Origin of the sequence: Curtobacterium sp. NPDC088465 (genome assembly GCF_044753165.1) — a bacterium.
Lineage (GTDB): Bacteria > Actinomycetota > Actinomycetes > Actinomycetales > Microbacteriaceae > Curtobacterium.
The window spans coordinates 157,172-175,316 of sequence record NZ_JBIVMR010000002.1 but is presented as its reverse complement, the minus strand read 5'-3'; the positions used below and the strand labels follow the sequence as shown (position 1 = coordinate 175,316).

18 protein-coding genes are annotated in these 18,145 nt (G+C 73.6%); 12 read left to right on the top strand and 6 right to left on the bottom strand.

What is annotated here, in order from left to right; all coding sequences use genetic code 11:
• Positions 1-4 precede the first annotated feature (4 nt).
• Positions 5-310, bottom strand: a complete 306-nt coding sequence (locus tag ACIP6W_RS08175) for a helix-turn-helix domain-containing protein (RefSeq protein WP_209682366.1) — start codon at positions 308-310, stop codon at positions 5-7.
• 47 nt (positions 311-357) lie between these two features.
• Here ACIP6W_RS08175 and map point away from each other — a divergent pair, with 47 nt between their 5' ends.
• Complete coding sequence (gene map, locus ACIP6W_RS08170; RefSeq protein WP_400429012.1) at positions 358-1,128, top strand: type I methionyl aminopeptidase; 771 nt, start codon at positions 358-360, stop codon at positions 1,126-1,128.
• A 95-nt stretch (positions 1,129-1,223) separates the two neighbouring features.
• Here the strand turns inward: map and ACIP6W_RS08165 are convergent, their stop codons facing one another.
• Entirely contained in the window at positions 1,224-1,427 is a 204-nt protein-coding gene (locus ACIP6W_RS08165; protein ID WP_058729997.1) for a hypothetical protein, read from the bottom strand.
• A gap of 343 nt (positions 1,428-1,770) precedes the next feature.
• On the opposite strand from ACIP6W_RS08165, the gene ACIP6W_RS08160 reads away from it, so the two are divergent.
• From ACIP6W_RS08160 to ACIP6W_RS08140, 5 genes are all read left to right on the top strand, one after another.
• Positions 1,771-3,684: a TPM domain-containing protein gene (locus ACIP6W_RS08160; protein WP_400429010.1), complete on the top strand. Its 1,914-nt coding sequence runs from the start codon at positions 1,771-1,773 to the stop codon at positions 3,682-3,684.
• 79 nt (positions 3,685-3,763) lie between these two features.
• Positions 3,764-4,489, top strand: coding sequence for a PspA/IM30 family protein (locus ACIP6W_RS08155; protein ID WP_066654658.1), 726 nt, complete (start codon positions 3,764-3,766; stop codon positions 4,487-4,489).
• Between the two features lie 45 nt (positions 4,490-4,534).
• Complete coding sequence (locus ACIP6W_RS08150; RefSeq protein WP_311205487.1) at positions 4,535-5,356, top strand: arginase family protein; 822 nt, start codon at positions 4,535-4,537, stop codon at positions 5,354-5,356.
• Between the two features lie 78 nt (positions 5,357-5,434).
• Positions 5,435-6,838, top strand: a complete 1,404-nt coding sequence (locus ACIP6W_RS08145) for a dihydrolipoyl dehydrogenase family protein (RefSeq protein WP_400429008.1) — start codon at positions 5,435-5,437, stop codon at positions 6,836-6,838.
• Positions 6,839-6,840: 2 nt separating this feature from the next.
• The gene (locus ACIP6W_RS08140) at positions 6,841-7,197 is read left to right on the top strand and encodes a Fe-S oxidoreductase (protein ID WP_311205488.1); all 357 of its coding nucleotides are present in this window, start codon (positions 6,841-6,843) and stop codon (positions 7,195-7,197) included.
• A gap of 204 nt (positions 7,198-7,401) precedes the next feature.
• Here ACIP6W_RS08140 and ACIP6W_RS08135 read toward each other — a convergent pair whose 3' ends face one another.
• The gene (locus ACIP6W_RS08135; protein WP_066658332.1) at positions 7,402-8,175 is read right to left on the bottom strand and encodes an ABC transporter ATP-binding protein; all 774 of its coding nucleotides are present in this window, start codon (positions 8,173-8,175) and stop codon (positions 7,402-7,404) included.
• Between the two features lie 62 nt (positions 8,176-8,237).
• A complete protein-coding gene (locus ACIP6W_RS08130; RefSeq protein WP_400429006.1) occupies positions 8,238-9,167 on the bottom strand; it encodes a siderophore-interacting protein in 930 nt (309 codons plus the stop codon).
• Positions 9,168-9,227: 60 nt separating this feature from the next.
• On the opposite strand from ACIP6W_RS08130, the gene ACIP6W_RS08125 reads away from it, so the two are divergent.
• The 6 genes from ACIP6W_RS08125 (at position 9,228) to ACIP6W_RS08100 (ending at position 15,387) form a co-directional block, all read left to right on the top strand.
• The gene (locus ACIP6W_RS08125) at positions 9,228-10,172 is read left to right on the top strand and encodes an alpha/beta fold hydrolase (protein WP_066654666.1); all 945 of its coding nucleotides are present in this window, start codon (positions 9,228-9,230) and stop codon (positions 10,170-10,172) included.
• A 60-nt stretch (positions 10,173-10,232) separates the two neighbouring features.
• Complete coding sequence (locus ACIP6W_RS08120; protein ID WP_400429004.1) at positions 10,233-11,753, top strand: ABC transporter substrate-binding protein; 1,521 nt, start codon at positions 10,233-10,235, stop codon at positions 11,751-11,753.
• A gap of 115 nt (positions 11,754-11,868) precedes the next feature.
• Complete coding sequence (locus tag ACIP6W_RS08115) at positions 11,869-12,822, top strand: ABC transporter permease (RefSeq protein ID WP_066654670.1); 954 nt, start codon at positions 11,869-11,871, stop codon at positions 12,820-12,822.
• Positions 12,819-13,799, top strand: a complete 981-nt coding sequence (locus tag ACIP6W_RS08110; protein WP_400429002.1) for an ABC transporter permease — start codon at positions 12,819-12,821, stop codon at positions 13,797-13,799. Before ACIP6W_RS08115 ends, ACIP6W_RS08110 begins: the two co-directional genes overlap by 4 nt.
• Positions 13,796-14,608, top strand: coding sequence for an ABC transporter ATP-binding protein (locus ACIP6W_RS08105; RefSeq protein ID WP_400429000.1), 813 nt, complete (start codon positions 13,796-13,798; stop codon positions 14,606-14,608). Before ACIP6W_RS08110 ends, ACIP6W_RS08105 begins: the two co-directional genes overlap by 4 nt.
• Complete coding sequence (locus ACIP6W_RS08100; RefSeq protein WP_209682341.1) at positions 14,605-15,387, top strand: ABC transporter ATP-binding protein; 783 nt, start codon at positions 14,605-14,607, stop codon at positions 15,385-15,387. The genes ACIP6W_RS08105 and ACIP6W_RS08100 overlap by 4 nt, the downstream gene beginning before the upstream one ends.
• Positions 15,388-15,708: 321 nt before the next feature.
• Here the strand turns inward: ACIP6W_RS08100 and ACIP6W_RS08095 are convergent, their stop codons facing one another.
• Together ACIP6W_RS08095 and ACIP6W_RS08090 are read right to left on the bottom strand one after the other, a co-directional pair.
• Entirely contained in the window at positions 15,709-17,148 is a 1,440-nt protein-coding gene (locus tag ACIP6W_RS08095; RefSeq protein WP_400428998.1) for an amidase, read from the bottom strand.
• Between the two features lie 11 nt (positions 17,149-17,159).
• Entirely contained in the window at positions 17,160-18,074 is a 915-nt protein-coding gene (locus ACIP6W_RS08090; RefSeq protein WP_400428997.1) for an NmrA family NAD(P)-binding protein, read from the bottom strand.
• Positions 18,075-18,145 lie beyond the last annotated feature (71 nt).

Here is an 18,145-nt window from a genome sequence, read left to right as displayed (position 1 = left end):
GGCGTCATCGCCGGGGGCTCTCCTCGTGCACGGGGTGCGTCGCCCGGTCCGGGGCCACCCGTTCCGCCTCGGGGTGCACCTCGTCCCAGAGCGCGTCGAGCGACAGTCGGACGACGCTCGCGACCGCGGCGATCGTGGCGAACGACGGCGTCGCGATGCGACCGGTCTCGATCTTCCGCAGGGTCTCGGGCGACACGCCCGCATCGAGGGCGACGTCGAGGATCGAGCGCTCACCCCGAGCACGACGGAGCAGTGCGCCGAGCCGGCGACCGCGTTCCAGCTCGGCGGGGCTCAGCGGGAGTCGGACCATGGCGCCGATACTAGTACCGGCCAGACAATACCGGTACGATCATCGGCATGATCGAGATCCTCTCCCCCGCCGAGGTCGACCGGGCCCGTCGCACCGGCGCCCTCGTCGGCACGATCCTGCAGACCCTCCGGGAGCGGACGACGGTCCGCACGAACCTGCTCGAGGTGGACGGGTGGACCCGGACGATGATCGAGGAGGCCGGCGCGATCTCCTGCTACGTCGACTACGCCCCCTCGTTCGGTCGTGGCCCCTTCGGCCACCACGTCTGCACCGCGGTGAACGACGCGGTGCTGCACGGCCTGCCGCACGACCGCGAGCTCGCCGACGGCGACCTGCTCACCCTGGACCTCGCGGTGACCCTGGACGGGATCGCCGCCGACGCGGCGATCAGCTTCGTCGTCGGGCGCGCCGACCCGGCGGACACCGCCCTGATCGACGCCACCGAACGGGCGCTGGCCGCCGGCATCGCCGCCGCGGGCCCCGGCGTCCGGACCGGGGACGTGTCGCACGCCATCGGCGAGGTCCTCACCGCCGCGGGCTACCCCGTGAACACCGAGTTCGGCGGGCACGGCATCGGCTCGACGATGCACCAGGACCCGCACGTGGCGAACACGGGTCGGCCTGGGCGCGGCTACACCCTGCGACCGGGGCTGCTCCTCGCGCTCGAGCCCTGGGTGATGGCGGACACGGACGAGCTCGTCACCGATCCCGACGGGTGGACGCTGCGGAGCGCGACGGGGGCGAGGACCGCGCACACCGAGCACACCGTCGCGATCACCGAGGACGGCGTCGAGGTGCTCACCCGTCCCGGCAGCTGACGCGGTCGAGGCCGGCCACTACGCCTCCGCGTCAGCGTCTCGGCGCCTCCATGTCAGCGCGAGGCTGGAGCGGTCGCCGCGGACCCGGCGCGGGCTCAGGCGTGCGTGAGCGCGATGAGCGCGACGTTCATGGTGCTGTAGGCGCCCTCGGAGCGCGTGGCCTGTCGGACCCGGCCCCGGAGGACCTCGTAGCGGCCGTCCTGCTCACGGACGAAGCCGATGACACCGCTCGCCGGTGTCGAGACGCGGTGGTAGCCGTCCTCCAGTGGGACGACCTCGGTGCTCGTCGTACGCTCCATCGCTTTCCCCTTCCGCTCGTCGTCGAACGATGGCCTCCACCATACCCCGGTCCGGGGTACAAGTCCTCCAGATGACGGACGTCGCCGGGGGTCGTCCGAGGATCCACCCGCTGTGTGCGTGCCCTGGATAGCATCGGGGCGACGGCGCCCGTGCGGGGGCCGTCGGGGGCGCAACGTGGGCTCCCGGACGACGGATGGAGGACGGATGCGAGCGGCTCACCACGGATCGCGCACCGACGATGGATCGGCCCCTCGGGCGCTCGGTCGGCATCGCGAAGGCCCCCACGCGGCCGTCCGCGGCGCCCGCTCGGCGATCACACGCGCCGTGGGTCGGATCGGTGCCGTGCTCCTCGCCGCCGGACTCGTGATCACGCCCGCCGCAGCAGCCCACGCGACGGACCCGGTCGACCTCGGCGGTGCCTACGTGGTCGACGAGGCCGGTGCCCTCAGCAGCGGTCAGCGGACCCAGGTCGAACGGGCGGTCCAGGACCTCTACGACCGGACGCAGACGCAGCTCTACGTGGTCTACGTGCCGACCTTCACGAACCCGACCGACCACGCCGCCTGGGGTGACGCCCTGATGGAGCGCAACCAGATCGACTCCGACGCGATCGTGCTCTCCGTGGCGGTCGACGACCGGATCGCCGACATCCAGCAGACGAACGCGACCGCACTGTCGAGCAGCGACGTCGAGTCCGCCTACCAGCAGGACGCCGTCCCGCAGCTGCGGGACGGCGACTGGGCGGGCGCCGCCGTCGCCCTCGCGGACGGACTCGTCTCCTCGCAGGCCCCGCCGGACCTCACCTGGCTGTGGGTCCTGCTGCTCGTGGTCGTCGTCGGTGCGGTCGTCGCCGTCCTGGTGATCCGCACCCGCAACAAGCGACGCAACGCCGAGGCCGCACGAGCGCAGGAGGCGTCCCTCGCCGGGCTCGAGCGCAAGGCGGGCGCGGCGCTGGTCACCATCGACGACGAGCTCCGGACGGCCGAGCAGGAGGTCGGCTTCGCCACGGCACAGTTCGGCGAGGACGCGGCGAAGCCCTTCGCCGAGGCCGTCGCGACCGCGAAGCGGAACGTGCGGCAGGCGTTCTCCTACCAGCAGCAGCTCGACGACGAGGTACCGGACTCCCCGCAGCAGCGCGCGCAGTGGGCGAACCAGATCGTCGCCATCTGCGAGCAGGCCCACGCGTCCATCGACGAGCAGACCGAGGCCTTCGACCACCTGCGGTCCCTCGAGGACGGGGTCGAGGACGCCGCGACCGCCCTCGCCTCCGCGGTCGCGGCAGCCCCGGTCGAGCTCGACGCCGCCCGCCGCGCGCTCGACCGGGTGCGCGGGTCGTACGGCGGCCGGACCCTGGCGACGGTCTCCGACAACGTCGACCAGGCCGAGCAGGTCCTCGGCTACGCGACGAAGCGGTCGCAGGCGGCGACCGCGGCCATCGCGTCCGGGGACAAGGGCGAGGCGGTCATCGCCGTGCGCGACGCCCAGCACGCGCTCGCACAGGTGCAGCAGCTGACCGCGAGTGCGACCGGCGCCGAGCGCACCTTCGCCGAGGCGACCGCCCGGGTCCAGGCGATGCGCGCGGACATCGAGGGAGACGTCGCCGCAGCCCGTTCGATGCGGTCCGGCGACCCGGCCCTCGCGGCCGCGGTGACCCGTGCCGACACCGTCCTCCGCCAGGGCTCCGACCCGCGCGACCCGATCGCCGCCGTCGACGCGCTGACGAAGGCGAACACCGAGATCGACGCCGCACTGGCCGCCGCGCGCGGTGCACAGGAACAGCAGCAGCGCGCACGCCGCGCCCTCGACGACGCCCTGCGCGACGCCAGGGCCCGGATCAGCCAGGCGCGCGACTTCATCTCGCTCCGCCGGGGAGCCGTCGGCACGACGGCCCGGACGCGCCTGTCCGAGGCCGAGCGCGCGCTCGACGACGCGGTCGACCTCGCCACGAGCGACCCCGCCCGTGCCCTCGGGGCTGCACGCGCCGCCGAGCAGTACGCCGCCGCGGCGATGGACGCGGCGAACGACGACATGGGCGGATGGCCCGGGCAGGGCGGCGGCGGCAACGGCGCACAGCTCGGGGGCCTCGTGACCGGGATCGTGCTCGGCGGCCTCCTCGGCGGACGCGGCGGCAGCTACGGGGGCGGCTCCTTCGGTGGTGGGGGCTTCGGCGGCGGCGGGGGCTTCAGCGGCGGCGGGGGCTTCGGCGGAGGCGGCGGCGGGGGCGGCGGGGGCTTCTCCGGCGGCGGCCGCTTCTGACAGCCGACACCACCCCCTCGGGACACACGACCACCAGGACCAGCAGCACCACGAGAGACCTTCCACGAAAGGGAACACAATGGCAAAGCAGACGATTCTCGGCCGGATCTCCTCGCTCATCCGGGCGAACGTGAACCAGCTCATCGACGACGCCGAGGACCCGCAGAAGATGCTGGACCAGCTCGTCCGCGACTACACGAACAACATCGCCGACGCGAAGACGGCGATCGCGCAGACGATCGGCAACCTCCGCCTGCTCGAGCAGGACCACGAGGAGGACAAGCGCGCGGCGACCGAGTGGGGTCAGAAGGCCGCCAACGCCTCGGCCGCCGCCGACAAGTACCGCGCCGAGGGCAAGACCGCGGACGCCGACAAGTTCGACAACCTCGCGAAGATCGCGATCGGCAAGCAGATCGCGGCCGAGCAGGAGGTCAAGGACAACGAGGGCCCGCTCGCCACGCAGAACGAGCAGGTCGAGAAGCTCAAGTCCGGGCTGGCCGGCATGGAGCAGAAGCTCGAACAGCTCAAGGCCAAGCGCGATTCGCTCGTCGCCCGTCAGAAGACCGCCGAGGCGCAGTCCAAGGTCAACGACGCCATCGGCAACATCGACATCACCGATCCGACGAGCGACCTCAACCGCTTCGAGGAGAAGGTCCGCCGCGAGGAGGCGAAGGTCCTCGGGCAGCAGGAACTGCAGTCATCGAGCCTGGACGCGCAGTTCGAGAGCCTGGAGGACGTGGGTCGCGACGCCGAGGTCGAGGCACGTCTCGCCGCGCTGAAGAACGGCGGGTCCGCGGGTATCTGACGCGGAACTGCGGACGGCGCCGGACCCTGCTGCCAGACTGAGACGATGCAGTTCCTCGTCGTCGGTCAGTGGCAGGGTTCGGCGTCGTCGCGCGCGATGCGCCTCGGCGACGGAGCACAGGCCATCGCAGCCGATCTCCCCCGTGCCGCCACGACCGTCGTCGACGTGCCGGCCGGCGCGGGCGACCGGCTCGAGACCGCCGTCGCCCGCTACACGTCGGTCCGTGCCGTGGCCGACCGCGTCGCCGAGGAGACCGGCGTCGCGAGCGAACCCGTCCTGGTGGTCGGTGGTGACGGGTCGAGCGTGCTCGGCGCCTCCGTGCTCGTGCGTCCGGACACCGCGTTCGTGCGCATCGCCGGATCGAGCGGCTACCGGTCGCTGAACCGCGCACAACCCGTCGCAGCCGAGACCGCCGTCCTGCGCCTGCTCGTCGACCGCCCGGAGGACCTCTTCCCCGACCTGCCGGTCCTGGACCCGGGCAGGGTCGTGCTCGCCGGGGTCCGCGGAGTCGAGGACGCCGAGATCGCCGCCCTCGACCGGGTCGGGATCACCCACCTCGACGTGGACGCGGCGACGCCGGACGCGATCGCGGCCGCGGTCGGGTCCACCGGTGCCGAGCGCGTCTTCGTCCACGTCGACCTCGACGTGCTCGACCCGGCCGAGGTGGACGGACTGCTCGAGCCGGTGCCCTTCGGGCTCGACGCCTCCGGTCTGGTCGAGCGCATCCAGGCCGCGACGCGGGGACGGCGACTCGTCGGGGCCGCGCTGACCGGCTTCGCACCGGTGGATCCCGACCGAGCGGTCGACGACCTGGGCGTGATCCTGCGTGCGGTCGGTGCCCTGACGACCGCGTCCCGCACCGCCTGACCAAGGCTGACCGGTCCTCCGGATCCGCGCCGCGCCGCACACGGCCGACGCCCCGCCGCTCCGCGTAGGTTCGGGAGCATGACGGACTACGACCTCATCGTGATCGGCGCCGGCGCAGTCGGCGAGAACGTGGCGGACTACGCCCACAAGCGCGGCCTGTCGGTCGCCGTGGTCGAGGCCGAACTGGTCGGCGGTGAGTGCTCCTACTGGGCGTGCATGCCGTCGAAGGCGCTCCTCCGCAGCGGCCACGCGGTCGCGGCTGCGAAGCGCGTCGACGGTGCCGCGCAGGCGGTCACCGGGCACGTGGACGCCGCGAAGGTGCTCGCGCGCCGCAACTCCTTCACCTCCGACTACCAGGACGACAGCCAGGTGGCCTGGCTCGAGTCCTCGGACATCGCCCTGATCCGCGGCCACGCCCGCATCACCGGCGAGAAGACCATCGAGGTCGGCGGCGAGACGCACACCGCACGCGCGGCCGTCGCCGTCGTGACCGGTTCGCTGCACCAGCTGCCGGACGTCCCCGGTCTCGCGGATGCGCAGCCGTGGGGCACCCGCGAGGGCACCAGCGCCCAGCAGGTCCCGGAGAGCCTGCTCGTCATCGGCGGCGGCGTCGCCGGCTCCGAGCTCGCGACCGCGTGGGCCTCCCTCGGGTCGAAGGTCACCCTGGTCGCCCGGCACGGGCTGCTCGGCGGCATGGAGCCGTTCGCCGGTGAGCTCGTCGCCGACGCGATGCGGGAACTCGGCATCGACGTCCGCACCGGTGTCAGCCCGACGCGGGTCGACCGCGACGAGCACGGCCTGGTCACCACGACGCTCGACGACGGCACCACGGTCGTGACGAGCGAGGTCCTCGCGGCGACGGGTCGGAAGGCGCACACCGCCGACCTCGGCCTCGAGTCCGTGGGGCTCACCCCGGGCGACTGGCTGCAGGTCGACGACACGATGCTCGTGCAGGGCACCGACTGGCTCTACGCCGTCGGCGACGTCAACCACCGCGCACTCCTCACCCACCAGGGCAAGTACCAGGCACGCGCCGCCGGCGAGGCCATCGCCGCACGGGCGCAGGGCCGCCCGGTGCACGCCGAGCCCTGGGGCGCCCACGTCGCGACCGCTGACCACGCAGCCGTCCCGCAGGTCACCTTCACCGACCCCGAGGTGGCGAGCATCGGCCTGACCGAGGCCGCGGCACGCGAGCAGGGCATCGACGTCCGCGCGGTCGAGTACGACCTCGGTGCGATCGCCGGCTCGGCGCTGCAGGCCGACGGCTACACCGGCCGGGCGAAGATGGTCGTCGACGAGTCCCGCGGCGTCGTCGTCGGCGTGACCTTCGTCGGACAGGACGTCGCCGAGATGCTCCACGCGGCGACGGTCGCGGTCGTCGGCGAGGTCCCCGTCGACCGGCTCTGGCACGCGGTCCCGGCGTACCCGACGATGAACGAGGTCTGGCTCCGCCTGCTCGAGACCTACGGCCGACCGGAGTAGGGGTGCGCAACCCGCTCCTCGACTCCCCAGTCTCGCGCGCCGGTTGGGTGTTCGCCACCGCGGTCGGACTGGCCGTCGGGGTGCCCTTCTCGACCGGGCGGATCCGGGTCGAGGACGGGTTGATCGTGTGCACGGGGCTGCCGCGCTGGGCGTTCCGGCGCGGCGGCACGTGCGTCGGGTCGGTGTACCTGACGCGGGACAACGACGGCCCGCGTGTGCTGCGGCACGAGCGGGTGCACGTGACGCAGTGGCGTCGCTACGGCATGCTCATGCCGCTGCTCTACGCCTTCGCGGGGCGCGACGCCGCCCGCAACCGCTTCGAGGTGGAGGCCGGTCTCGAGGACGGCGGCTACCGCTGACCCGGTGACCCACGACCGGACGGGAGGCGCACGGCGGGTCCGCCCCGTGCCTCCCGTCCGTCAGGCGGCCCGTTCCGAGCCACCGAGCGGGCCGGATCCGTCACCCTCGCCACCCCGGACCGACGGATCGCACCCGCTCGACGAACGCGAGCGGCATGTCCTGCCCGCTCGGGGCAGGCAGCACCCGCGCCGAGCCGTCGGCGGTCAGGCGACACGCCGGCGTGGCACCACCAGGGGTGTCCCGGTCTCCGGGTCGGGCACGACCACGCAGGGCAGTCCGAAGACGTCCTCCACCAGCTCCGAGGTCAGCACCGCGGCCGGCGTGCCCTGTGCCACGATCGCCCCGTCGCGCATCGCCACGAGGTGCGTCGCGTACCGGGCGGCCTGGTTCAGGTCGTGGAGCACCGCCACGACGGTGCGGCCCGCAGCGTGCAGTGCCGAGGCGAGCTCGAGCACGTCGTACTGGTGCGCGATGTCGAGGAACGTCGTCGGCTCGTCGAGCAGGACGATGTCGGTCTCCTGCGCCAGCACCATCGCGATCCACACGCGCTGCCGCTGCCCACCCGAGAGCTCACCGACGCTCCGGTCGGCGAGCGACACGGTGTCGGTCTGCTCCAGCGCGGCCTGCACGGCGGTGCGGTCGGAGCCGGACGACGGGTGCAGCAGGTCCTGGTGCGGGAAGCGGCCGCGGGACACGAGGTCCCGGACGGTGATGCCCTCGGGTGCGACGGGCGTCTGGGGCAGCATGCCGACCCGACGGGCGACGGCCTTCGGGCGGAGCGAGTCGATCGGGGTGCCGTCGAGGAACACCGTGCCGGCGCTCGGCCGGAGGGTGCGGGCGAACGCCTTCAACAGGGTCGACTTGCCGCAGGCGTTCGGACCGACGATCACGGTGAGTTCCCCGTCGGGCACGTCGACGTCGAGCGACGACACCACGGTCCGGTCGTCGTACGCCAGGGTCAGTCCGCGCGCACCCAGGGCCGTCGTCGGGACGGGACCACCGGCTCGCCCGGACGGCGCCGGGACGGACGCTGCCGTGTTCAGTGCTCGGCCTTGCCGTGCCGCCAGTACCCCATGAACGCGACCTGCCGACGGTCGAGCCCGACGCCGCGCACGAGGTGTCGGCGGAGCTCCTTCACGCAACCGGCCTCGCCCGCGATCCAGGCGTACACCGGTCGCTCGTCGAGCGCGGCCGGCACGTCCCAGAGCACCTGCTCGTCGACGTCCACGTCGGCCAGGTCCACGGCGCCGCGCACCGGCTCCGCCACCGAGGCGGCCCCGGTCGTGACCTCGGCGGCCCAGGCGTGCACCTGGTCCGTCATCCGGACCCCGTGCGAGGCGCCGTTGCGGGCGATCCACCGCACCTCGACACCGGCGGGCGCGGTGACCGGCAGTCGGTCGGCGTCGGTCGGGACCTCGATGAAGACGTGTCCGACGGTCGCCACGTCGAGTGCCTCGAGGATGGCGCAGATCGCGGGAGCGGCGGTCTCGTCCCCGGCGAGCAGGATCCGGGTCGCGCTCCCTGGCGCGAACTCGGCGGCGCCGCTCGGCAGCTCGGCGGGCGAGGACGGCACGGCCGGACCGACGATGCGGAGCTCGTCCCCGACCCGGCACGACGACACCCACCGCGAGGCCGGTCCGGTGTCCCCGTGCGCCACGAAGTCGATGTCGAGCTCGCGGGCGTCCGGGCGGAAGGACCGGACGGTGTAGGTGCGCAGCGGGTTCCGCTCGGCGTCGGGCAGTGCGCGCCACGCGCCGTACCAGTCGTCACCGTCGGGCAGGTCGGTGAACCCGTGTCCGGGGATCGGCAGGACGACCTTGATCCGCTGGTCGAGCCCGACCGCGGAGAAGTCCGCGAGCGCGTCACCGGTGAGCGTCACCCGGACGAACGACGGGGTGAGCGCCGACACGGCCGCGACGCGGACGGAGAAGACTCGGTACCGGGCTGCCACGAGGTACGAGTATGGCATGCCTTACCTAAGGCTTCCAGGGTGCAACGGGGTACCCGACGGGGTGCGAGGATCGGACCCGTGCACGAACCCGACGACGAATTCTCGGACCTGGCCGCGCTGGCGGCTGCGAGCGGCGTGACGGAGCCGCTCCGCGCCTCCCGGCAGGTGGTCCGGACCGACGACGGACGCGAGACCGCGGCGATCCGCTGGGACACGGCGGACGGCCGGGAGGCACGGATCACCTACCTGCACGGGCTCGGCATCGACGCGCACAGCTTCGACCAGACCGCGATCGCGGTCGGGCAACCGGCGGTCGCCCTCGACCTGCCCGGGCACGGCCGGTCGTCCTGGCGGGACGACGCCGACTACGGCGCGAGCGCGACGGCTCCGCAGGTGCTGGCCGCGCTCGACGCCCTCGGGGTCCCGCCGGGCGTGGTCGTCGGCCACTCGCTCGGTGCCATCCTCGCCGCCCGCCTGGCCGCGACCTCACCCGAGCGTGTCACCGGCCTGGTGCTCGTGGACATGTCCCCGGACTTCGCGCAGCGCGCCGTCGACCGCATCGCCCGGGCGTTGGAGGACGAGACGCCGTTCGCATCGCTCGACGAGGTCGTCGACCGCGCCGTCGAGGCCCGCGTCGGGGACGACCGCGCGGTGCTCCTCCGCGAGGCCCGGCACACCACCCGGCTCGGCGAGGACGGCCGGCTCGTCCGCCGGCACCACTTCCCCCACCTGCCCTCGGGCCGGACGGCGTCGGTGGGGCGGTTCGCCGACGCGTGGCCCGACCTCGAGGCCCTCGCCGTGCCGGTGCTGCTCGTCCGGGGTGACCGCGGGTACGTCTCGCCGAAGCTGCACGCCGGCTTCACCGAGCGGCTCCCGGACGCCGAGGTCGTGACGGTGACGGCACGGCACGCGGTGCAGAACCAGGCCCCCCTCGAACTGGCGTCGGCGATCCGGGCATGGGGAGCACGACACCGGTTGTTGCACGAGGTCCAACAACCGTCATCCGGCCCCGAACGCCGGTAACCTCGTGCGAGCGCGCCGCGACGACCGTCGCCCCACGCGCCCGGAAGGAACCCACAACCCATGAGTCCGCTCCTCCCCCGCCGCGGTGGCCGTGCAGCACGCGTCGCCCTGGCCGCCACCGCGGTCGCCGTCGCCTCGGCCCTGACGCTCACCGCCTGCTCGGGCTCCGACAGCAGCAGCGGTGGCGACGACGCCACCGTGCGCGTCGGCCTCGTGCTCGAGCCCACGAGCCTCGACATCCGCACGCAGTCCGGTGCCGCGCTCGACCAGGTGCTCATCGACAACGTGTACCAGGGCCTGGTGGGCCGGACGGCGGACGGGGAGATCCGCGACGTGCTGGCGTCGAAGCACGAGGTCTCGTCGGACGGGAAGACGTACACGTTCACCCTCCGCGACGGCACGACCTTCCAGGACGGCAAGCCCGTCACCGCCGCCGACGTGGTCTGGTCGCTGCAGCAGGCGAAGGACAACTCGTCGTACGTGGACTCCGCCAAGCTGGCGGGCGTCTCGTCGATCAGCTCCCCGTCGGACGGGGTCGTCGAGCTGCAACTCGAGGCGCCGGACTCCGATCTGCTCTTCAACCTGACCGGCCGCGCCGGACTCGTGCTCGAGCAGGCCGCGACGAACGACCTCTCCGACAGCGCCAACGGCACCGGACCGTACGAGGTGTCGGCGTGGAAGCAGGGCGACTCGCTCACCTTCAGCCGGAACGACGACTACTGGGGCACCGAGCCGAAGGTCGCGAAGATCGTGTTCCGGTACATCACCGACCCGTCGACCGCCGTCAACGCGATGGCCAACGGCGACCTCGACGTGCTGAACCCCGTCGACGGCACCCTGCAGGGCCAGCTGCAGGGCAACCCGGACATCGAGCTGCACCGCGGGAAGACGACCGACAAGTACACGCTCGCCTTCAACGACGCCCAGGTGCCCTTCACCGACGAGCGGGTGCGCCGGGCGATCCGGCAGGCGATCGACCCGAAGGCGCTCATCAAGGCCATCGGCGGCACGGGCGTCGAGCAGGGCGGACCGATCCCCGAGCTCGACCCCGGGTACGAGGACCTGACCGACATCGACGCGTACGACCCCGACAACGCGAAGAAGCTGCTGGCCGAGGCGGGGAAGACCGACCTGGACCTGACCCTCACCTACGCCAACGTCTACCCGGCGACGATCGGTGACGTGCTGAAGTCGCAGCTCGCCGACGTGGGCATCACCCTGAAGGTGGAGCGGGTCGACTTCGCGACGTGGCTCGACCAGGTCTTCACGAAGAAGGACTTCCAGCTCTCGGTGGTCGACCACGTCGAGGCCCGCGACTTCGGCAACTGGGCGAACCCGGACTACTACTTCGGGTACGACAACCGCGAGGTGCAGCGGCTCTACGCGGAGTCGATCGCCGCGACCTCGCAGACCGAGAAGGAACAGGCACTCCGCAAGGCTGCGCGCATCGTCAGCGAGGACGCCGCCGGCGAGTGGCTGTACACCGCGACGGAGATCACGGCCGTGCGCAAGGGCGTGACCGGGTTCCCGGTCGACGGCGGCAACTCGCGGCTCGACCTGGCCGGACTGGCCGTCCGGTGACCACTGCCCTGCCGGTCGCCGGGCGCGGGTCCGGCGACACGGTCCGGCCGGTCGCCGGGCGCTCGTCCGGCGCTGCGCTCCGGGCTCGCGCCGCCGCCCCCGTAGCATCGGACGCGTGACCCGGTTCCTCGTCGGGCGACTGCTGCTGCTCGTCGTCGGCCTGCTCGTGGCGAGCATCATCGTGTTCGCCACGCTGCGCGTGCTGCCCGGCGACGTCGCGCAGATCGTCGCCGGCACCCAGTCGACGCCGGCCCAGGTCGAGCAGCTCCGGCAGCAGCTCGGCCTCGACCGGCCGGTCGTCGTGCAGTACCTCGACTGGATCGGCGGTGTGCTCCGCGGTGACCTCGGCCGGTCGCTCGTGACGAACGGCGCCGTCGGTCCGGAGATCGCGCAGAAGCTCGCCGTCACGCTGCCGCTCGCGGGGATGTCGCTCGTGGCCGCCCTCGTGCTCGGCGTCCCGCTCGGGGTGCTCGCCGCGGTGCTGCGCCGTCGGGCCGGCGGTGCGGTGATCGGCTTCGTCGCACAGGCGGTCGCGGCGGTCCCCGTGGTCTGGGCCGGCATGCTCCTCATCGCGCTGTTCGCCGTCACGCTGCACTGGCTGCCGACGCAGGGCTTCCCGCTCGACGGGTGGGACGAACCCGGTCGCGCGTTCTCGTCGCTCGTGCTCCCCGCGCTCACCATCGGCGCCGTCGAGGGTGCCGTGATCCTGCGCTTCACCCGCTCCGCCACGCTCACCGTGCTCGACGCCGACCACGTCCGGACCGCGGCGGCGATCGGCCTGACGCGGACGCGGGCGCTCCTGCGGCACGGCCTGCCGTCGGTGGCGCTCACCGTGCTGGCCGTCCTCGGCGTGCAGATCGCCGGCCTGCTGGTGGGGGCCGTCGTCGTCGAGCAGCTCTTCTCGCTCCCGGGGGTCGGACGGATGCTCGTGACCGACGTCGGGCGACGCGACGTCACGAAGGTGCAGTCGGAGCTCCTCGTGCTCACGAGCCTGGTGCTGGTCGTCGGCTTCGCGGTCGACGTCGTGCACCGTGCGCTCGACCCCCGGCAGCGGGAGGTGGGCGAGTGATCCGCCGTCTCCTCGCCCGACCCACGGGGTGCTTCGCCGTCGTCGTGCTGACGCTCCTCGTCGTGCTCGCCGCGGTGTCCCTCGTGTGGACGCCCCAGGACCCGTTCCGCGCCGACCCCTTCCAGCAGTGGGCAGCACCGAGCCCCGCGCACTGGTTCGGCACCGACGCCGCAGGGCGGGACATCGCGAGCTACCTGCTCGCCGGTACCCGGACGACCGTGCTCGTCGCGATCGGCTCCGGCGTCGTCGCGAGCCTGGTCGGCATCGTCCTGACGGCGATCGGCTCGCTGACCACGAGGTGGGTCCGCGAGGGCACCGCCGTCCTCCTCGACATCCTCGTCGCGTTCCCCACGCTGCTGACCGCCATGCTCCTGACGGCGGTGTTCGGCGGGTCGCTCGGCGTCGTGGTGGTGAGCGTCGGGCTGTCGTTCGGCGTGACGATCGCCCGCGTCGCGCGTGGTGAGATCCGCCGCATCGCCCGGAGCGACTACGTCGTCGCCGCACGGGCCTCCGGCGTCGGGCCCCTCGGCGTGCTCACCCGCCACCTGGTGCCGAACGCAGCGCCGCTGTTCACCGTGCAGCTCTCGCTCGCGATGGCGACGGCGGTCCTCGCCGAGGCCGGCCTCTCCTACCTCGGCTACGGCGCGGGGTCGGACACGGCGTCGTGGGGCAACCTGCTCGCCGACCTGCAGACGTACATCGGCGTGCACCCGTGGAGCGCGACCTGGCCGGGCGCCGCGATCGCCCTCGTCGTCGCCGCGCTCTCGCTGCTCGGTGACGCGGTGCGCGACGCGACCGACCCGCGCCTGACCACCGGCGACCGAGCGGTCACGGGCTCGCCGACTGCAACGGGCACCCCGGCCGGCGACGACCCGGCCCCCGGCGAGCCGACCGACGACGACCCGGCCACCGGCGCCCCGGGCGCAGACCGACGCGCACCGGGCGGCACCACGACGACCCCGGGGGTGACGGCGTGAGCGACCACCCGACCGGACGCGACGGTCTCGAGGTGACCGGACTGACGGTCCGCATCGCGGGGCGGACGGTGCTCGACGACGTGACGTTCACCGTGCCTCCCGGCCGACGCGTCGGCGTGATCGGCGCGTCCGGATCCGGCAAGTCGATGACCTCGCTCGCCCTGATGGGCCTCCAACCGACGGGGGCCGAGGTGACCGGGAGCATCCGCCTCGACGGCACCGAGCTCGTGGGGATGCGTGATCGGGACCGTGCGCGCCACCGCGGATCCGGCATCGGCATGGTGTTCCAGGAGCCCGCGACCGCCCTGGACCCGCTCCGCCGGGTCGGTGCGCAGGTGGCGGAACCGCTCCGACTGCACCGCGGGCTGGACCGCCGTGCGGCCGCCACCGCCGCGGTCGCACTCGCCGACGCCGTCGGACTGCCCGACCCCGCCGCGCTGCTCCGCCAGTACCCGCACCAGCTGTCCGGTGGGCAGCGGCAGCGCATCTGCATCGCGATGGCGATGGCCGGCTCCCCCGCCTACCTCGTCGCCGACGAGCCGACGACCGCGCTCGACGTCACCACCGAGGCCCGGATCCTCGAGCTCTTCGAGCGGCTCTCGACCGAGCGTGGGACCGGCATGCTCTTCGTGACGCACGACCTCGCGGTGCTCGCCCGCATCGCCGACACCGCCGTCGTCCTCGATCACGGCCGCGTGGTCGAGCAGGCATCGGTGCGGTCGCTGCTCGACGCCCCGCAGCACCCGGCGACGGCGGCCCTCGTCGACGCCGCCCGCGCCACCGCCCGCCGCACCGGAGGCCCCGCATGACCGACGCGCTGCACGCCAGCGGCCTCCACCGCACGTACCGCCTGCCACGCCGTGGCCCCTTCGAACCCGGGCCGGTGCGGACCGCCGTCGACGGGGTCGACCTGACGGTCGCCTCCGGGGCGCGGCTCGGCATCGTCGGTGAGTCCGGTTCCGGCAAGTCGACGCTGGTGCGGCTGCTCGCCGGCCTGGAGGCACCCACCGCGGGCTCCGTGACGGCCGGCGGTCGTCCCGTGGTCGCGTCGGCCTCCGCGGCCGCGATGCGCTGGTTCCGTCGCGAGACCGGGGTGGTGTTCCAGGACCCGTACGCGTCCCTCGACCCGCGGATGCGCGTCGGCGCGATCGTCGCCGAGCCGCTCCGTGCGCTGCAGCTACCGGGTGACCACCGCGCGCTCGTGGCCTCGGTCCTGGAGCGCGTCGACCTGCCCGCCGACGCCGCCGACCGGTACCCGCACGAGTTCTCCGGCGGGCAGCGGCAGCGCATCGCGATCGCCCGTGCGGTGGTGCACTCCCCGCGGATCCTGTTCGGGGACGAGCCGATGAGCGCCCTCGACGTGGTCGTCCGCGCGCGGGTGATCGACCTGTTCCGCTCGCTCGCCGACGACCTCGGGCTGACGCTCGTGCTCGTGTCGCACGACATCGGCGTGGTGCAGCGGCTGTGCGACACCGTGGCGGTGCTCTCCGAGGGGCGGATCGTGGAGCAGGGGCCGGTGTCGCTGCTCGACGACCCGCGGCACCCGGTGACGCGGGCACTGGTGGCCGCGGCGCCGACGCTGCCGTAGGGGCGCGGCGGTGGTCGGGGGTCGGCGTCGTCGGCGTCGTCGGCGGTCATCGTCGGCGGTCGGCGTCGGTGGGGGTCGGTCGGCGGGCGTCGCGCGGGCGGAGTGGGCGATGCGACACTTCCGCTGTCGTACGACGACCACGGTGTCGCTCGGCCCGACAGCCGCGACCGGGCTCCGGTCAGGACGACAGATGCGCTGTCGTACGACGACCACGATGTCGCGCCATCCTCCCGAGCCACGACATCGCACGCGTCGATCGACGTGCGCATCGTCGCAGTCGCGACGCGCCGACGCCGGTGCCCGGCCTGCGTCAGCCCGGCGTCACCACGTCGCCGGGTGCCGCCGCTGCCACCGCAGCCGCCGCTCGAGCTGCGCCCCGATCGCGAGCAGCACGCGCTCCCCGCCCGGGCGTCCGATGAGCTGCACACCCATCGGCAGGCCCGCCCCGTCCGGGTGGTCGTCGTCCGTCACCCCGACCGGCAGCGTGATCGCGGGCAGCCCCGACACGTTCGCCATCGAGGTCCAGGGCGAGTAGGCGCACTGCCGCCGGAAGTCCTCCTCGGGGTCGTCCCCGTACCAGCCGATCGGCCGCGGGGCCAGCGCCAGCGTCGGGGTGAGCACGGCGTCGTACGGCGCGAACGTCCGGATCAGCCCGGCCGAGAACGCGTCGAGCGTCGTCATCGCGTCGAGCACCTGCGTCGCGGTCAGCGCACGTCCGCGCTCCACCAGCCACGACACCAGCGGGGTGAGCGCGGACAGATTGATGCCGGGCACGCGGGGCAGCCCCGCAGCGCCGGACTCCCACGCCACCCGGAACGCCTCGGCGTACGGCAGCCGGGGCATCGCGACGTCCTCGACCCCGTGCCCGACCTCGCCGAGCACCCGCACGGCGGTGTCGACCGCTGCCCGGGCGGCAGGGTCGACCACGACGTCGACGGTGTCGTCCCACGGCGAACCGTCGAGCACGCCGACCACGAACCGCCCCTCGCCGCGCACCGCAGCGGCGGTGAAGGGCCCGTCCCCGACGTCGGGCGTGACCAGCGCGTACGGCGAGGGCTCGGGCAGCCCGGTCGGTGCGACCAGGGCGTCGAGGAGCATCCCGGCGTCGGCGACGTTCCGCGTGATCGGCCCGGCGACGCTCAGCCCGCCGAGGCCGGACCGACCGGGCATCGACGGGACCCGGCCGCGGCTCGGCTTCAGTCCGACGAGACCGGTCGCTGCGGCGGGGATGCGCACCGATCCCCCGCCGTCCGTCCCCACGGCCGCGGGCACGAGTCCGGCGGCGACGGCCACGGCGGTGCCGCTCGACGATCCTCCGGGCGCCCGCGCGGTGTCGTACGGGTTCCGGGTGGTACCGATCCGGGTCTCCGACGACGACGACATGCCGAACTCCGGTGAGGTCGTCTTGCCGAGGCTCACCGTCCCCGCTGCGGCGAGCGCCGCCACCAGGGGGTGGTCGGCGGTCGCGGGTGTCACCGGCAGCGCGGCGGAGCCGTGCCGGGTGGGCACACCGGCGCGGTCGTACAGGTCCTTGTCGGCGGTGGGCAGGCCCCAGAGCGGCCGGGAGGTCGGGAGGAGCGTCCCCAGTCGCGCCGCGTGCTCGCGTGCGGTGTCGGCGGTGACGGCGACGAACGCCCCGAGGGACGGGTCGAGCCGCTCGATGCGGGCGAGGTAGTGCTCGGTCACCTCGAGCGCGGTCGCGTCCCCCCGACGGATCCAGTCCCAGAGTTCCTGCGCCGAGAGGTGGTGGAGTTCGAACACGGTCCCCGAGCCTAGGCCTGCAGGTGCACGGCGAGCACGTCCCGCACCGTCGTCCAGTCGTGCGGCCCGTAGCGGTCGTTCGCGACGTGGTGGAGCTCGGCCTCGCCGCTGAACATGCTGACGAAGTACTGCATCCCCTGCCAGGCGGGGAACGGCTCCGCGTCGTCGGCCCGCGAGAGCCGTCGTCCGACGCGTGCCATCGCGGAGAGCGTCCCGGAGGTCCCGGCCCACTGCGTGCGGAACCGGGTGCCGGTGAGCCGCGAGAGGGTGTCGGCGACGCGCCGGGCGGTGACCCGGTCGCCGGCGACCTCGACGACCCGCGGTGCGTCGGGGTCGAGGGCGACGCGCGCGGTGACCCAGGCGGTGTCGTCCTTCGTGGTGAAGTCGAGCACCTGGTCCGGGGACGACCAGTACAGGACCGTGCGACGGTCGAACAGGATCATCGGGGCCTGTCCGGTGAGCATGTCGGTGAACGCGCCGTTCAGCACGGAGGTCGCCCGGATCGGTGCGGCGTCCAGTGTCGCGGCGAACTCGCGACGCAGCTCGAAGTTCCGGTTCGTCCCGGGGGTGATCGCGCGGTAGTCGGCCGAGTAGTCCGACGGGACGAACCGCGGGACGCCGGCGTCGACCGCCGCGGCGAGCAGCGCGGTCTGTGCGTCGACGACCACGGAGCGGGTGCCGCTCACCGCCGAGACGACGACGTCGACCCCGGCGAGCGCCGTCACGAGTCTGTCGTGGTCGTCGTAGGCGGCGCTGACGACGGAGACACGGTCGGACCGTGCGGTGAGCCGGTCGGCCGCGGGCCCGGTGGCCGAGCGGCTCAGTGCTCGGATCCGGACGTCGGGGTCGGCCGCGAGGAGCGCGTCGACGATGCGGGAACCGAGGTCCCCGGTGGCGCCGGCGACGAGGACGGTGGTGCTGGTCATGCACCCGACGCTACGCACGGGCGTCCCGCCCCGTCCGTCACCTGCATCCTTCGGTGGAACTCCCGGTGGTG